The organism is Thermogutta sp., from assembly GCF_014359955.1.
Taxonomy (GTDB): Bacteria; Planctomycetota; Planctomycetia; order Pirellulales; family Thermoguttaceae; genus Thermogutta.
Window position 1 is genome coordinate 1 of the sequence record NZ_JACIYL010000459.1, and the last position, 3,598, is coordinate 3,598.

At 59.2% G+C, this 3,598-nt stretch carries 3 protein-coding genes; all 3 read right to left on the reverse strand.

Translation table 11 applies throughout. The features are described from left to right. Nucleotides 1-559 (reverse strand): hypothetical protein (locus H5U08_RS12985; RefSeq protein WP_297033766.1); only part of this gene is annotated, 559 nt, incomplete at its 3' end. Between the two features lie 195 nt (nt 560-754). Continuing rightward, entirely contained in the window at nt 755-1,501 is a 747-nt protein-coding gene (locus H5U08_RS12990) for a lysophospholipid acyltransferase family protein (RefSeq protein ID WP_297033769.1), read from the reverse strand. A gap of 106 nt (nt 1,502-1,607) precedes the next feature. Further along, nucleotides 1,608-3,598: hypothetical protein (locus H5U08_RS12995; protein WP_297033772.1), on the reverse strand; the 1,991-nt coding region annotated here is incomplete at its 5' end.

The window sequence follows — 3,598 nt, forward strand, 5'->3', positions numbered from 1 at the left end:
AAAGGCCATCCAATCCGCTCGGCAAACTGCAACGGTTGGCCACAACCTGCGTGAGTTGGCGAGTACTGAAGATGGCCAACTTCGATAGACCGAGCCAATCGCAGAGCGCATCCAGATTTCCTCCAGCCCCTCGTGAACATCGGGGAAGTGCGCGGAGGCAGCAGGAAGGGGCTTTCGAGACGGACCTTTTTCCTGCGAGGTCCGCCTGTCTTTTTTCACCAGAGTCCTCCGGCTGTCCGGGCGGAAGCGATAGGCAACCGCTTGACGCCGAATTGGCCGGGGAATACTGACCGAGCACGATCGCCAAATCGGCCCGTTCCGTCCCTTCAAGAAAAAAAGAACGGCACTGGGTGGGGGTCATGAGCCAGCTGTCCAGATGCCGCGGCGTAGCCCCCGACCATGCGCGAAGCTCCTGAAATCCCCCGAAAGCTGCCCGGGAAAGAAACGTCTGCACGTGAATCTTCCGAGCGGCGAATCCCCGGAGAAGGACCCGTAACAGGGGCCAGGGGTCTGTCGCCCCATCGAGCGTGCCAAGGGCCAATCGGGGAACTGACGTCATATTCTTACCTGCGTATCCGTCCTGATTAACAAATCCGCTCAAATCCGCATTAGCAGCCTGAATTCACTGGCCAATCTGTGCCTCGCTGTTGGCATTTTTCGCGGGCTCCCCAGAAGAGTCAAGCGAAGAGGGACAAAGCAGGAAGAGAGGATTGGACCGTCCACGCCGTGTCGTTGGGGAAAAGAACACCCGGGTTTACAGGTCACGGAGCGACACGACTGCCTGCCGCGCCCGCTCCAAAAACGCCTGTTTCGGCTCCCCATTTTCCAGCCACATGGGTGGACCAAAAATGACCCGCGTGAGGAGCGGCACCGGGAGAAACTCCCCGCGCGGCAGGATGCGGTTCATGTTGTCCAGATAGACGGGCACAAGTTCCAAATCCGGCCGACGCTTGGCCAGATAGTACAGGCCGCTTTTGAAGGGGGCGACATCAGGCCCGAGCGTTCGGCCACCCTCCGGAAAGATGATCACCGAGTATTTGTCGCCCATCGCCTCCAGAATTTCTGCGACCGGCGAGTGGTGGATCTTGATTTCCTGGCGATCAATGAGAAGGGCATTGAAAACTTCGCACGCCAAATACCGACGCACCGAGTTAGCCACCCAGTAGTCCTTTGCGGCGACGGGACGGGTAACAGCCCGCACCGCGGAAGGCAAAGCCGCCCATATGACCACGGCATCCAGATGGCTCGTGTGATTGGCGAAATACACCCGCTGGCATGTATCGGGTTGACAATTCACCCAGCGCACACTCGCGCCACTGATGAATCGAGCAATTGACGCAAGCAGGACGCGGAGTCCCCCCGTGACCACCGCAGGCACGCGGGATCCCGCCGCCCGACGCGGATGGACACTCTCCTCTTTCGCCTCCAGCGCAGGACTCGAAGTACCAGATGTGGCCAGGATTTTCATCAATCCCAGAGGATTTTGTAAGTTCGACGGCAAACCACCAACGGCCCGCTCCCTGCTTTGGGCCGGCGTCCCCGCAACCAGCCATGGCGATTTCCCCCCATTCCCCTATAGCACTTCCCGCACACCGTCCCGACGCCGGTTACGGTGCCCGCTCCATCCCTTGCGCCCCGGCGACTTCAACCGGCTTGGGAGGTTGAAACTTCCGCACTCTGACATTCCGCACGCGCGCCCATGCCCACTCGTAATGCTCAGGCAATTCGGGCAACACTCCCACGTCGAAGTTCGGAGCGGGCCGGAAATTCGGATCACGGACCTCAACCATTAGCGTACCATTGACCCACAGTGCCGCATAGCCGTCGGCCAACTGAACCTTGAGGTGATTGAGCCTGAACAGAGAAGCGGGCAGAGAAATCGGCTTCCGTCCCACACTAACCCAAATCTCATCGGGCCAAGCGACAGTTAGACGATCATCGTTAGTGGGAGCGAAATCCTCGTCCAATTCCCGGGGAATGACGAGGCCAAGAAAGAGGCCGTAGTTGTACTCATGCGTCTGGACGTCGAATTCGACCTCCAACGGCCAGGGGAAGGAGGCGTACGGCCTGATGACCGTGCGGGGTAAAGCGCGGTTTCCCCGAACAACGGCGGTATTTTCATCTTCGTACGTCCAGGCGCCGCCGACGATCATCCATCGGGTAAATCCCGGATCGAATCGTAACGGACACCAGTCACCGGCGTTGAACGCAAGCAGGCCTTCCAGTTCGCGAATCCAAATCGTGCAATAAGCCCGGGACTGAGGATGGTCATCCGCCGCGTAGGCCTCTTCGAAAAGCTGTTTGGCCTTTTCCAGGATCTCATTGGGATAAGGCGGTGTGATCCCTTTAAGCATTTGCTGCGCGGCTTTGATCTTTTCCGCCCCTTTTCCCGTGAAGGCGTACAATTCGGTGATGATCCGCGCGGTCTGCAGATACCAGCCAGAGAGGACCGGTTCGCAAAATTTTCCGCCAAGCTGGTCGGCGATCTGCCGCGCCTCCTGAAGCCGCCCGGCCCGGCAGGCGATACAGAACTTCCGCGTCATTAACGCCTCGCGGGTAGGGTAGAGGACAATGTCGCCCTGGCGGCTGGGATGCTTGATCATCCCGTCCACGATCTCACACGCCCGTTCGTACACCCCCGGCATTCGCCACACGGGATGATCCTCGTAAAGCACCTCGTTTCGGGCGAGATGGAGCTCTTCCTCGACGTCTTCAATCGCTGTCATAAAGAAAGCTGGAACCGGGGAGTCGTACTTGCGGTAGTCCGCGGCGCGGATGGCCAGTTGATACATTTCCTCCACACTGCCGCCCCAGCGGGGTCGCAGCGCCCACAGGTACGAAGAATAGGCGTGTCTGGAGTCTGGATCCAGCGCCACCGCCCTTTCGAACCATTCGTCCGCGGAGTCTCCGGTCTCGCCCGTCATGGCCACTCCAATCATGAGCTCGGCGGGCTCCGCCCAATCCGGGTGTAGCTTGAGGGCTTCCAGTAACTCCGCTTTCGCCTTCACCATTTTCTCGTGGAAAACCGGCCATGCGTTAGGAAGAACGTGATGGGCAAAGCGGTTTCCCCGCACCCACCATCCCTCATCGATGAGGTACTGGGCGGTGAGCATATGTCGCAGCCACGGGTCCATCTTTTCTTTCACCGCCATGCAGCCCTGGTAAACTTTTTCCACGCACCGTCGGTTTTCAGGAGCGGAGCTGTTTCCCAGCGCGACTCGCAGTTCCCAGAACAGCACGCGGGCCATCAATGGCTCCAGCGTGGGATCACACAGCCGCTTTGTCACCACCCGCACAAGATCGTCGCTCAAGTTCCCCGGATTGCGGGGGAGGAGAATAGACGCTTTCACAGCAAGGGCCGAATACAATGCCACCCAGCGTGCTTCCTCCGGGTAGCAGATCTCATCGAACCCTTTCAGAGCTTCTAAAATAAACGCCTGCGATCGCAGCGCATCCTCCTGGAGAAGTGCCAGAACGTAATAACTCCGCACGAGAGGATCTCGGCATCCCCTCTCGAACAATTTTTCTCCCATGGCGGACGTGATACGCGGAGAAAGCCCCCGCGGCCGGGGCAGGGACAGAAGCATCACCCCCCCCA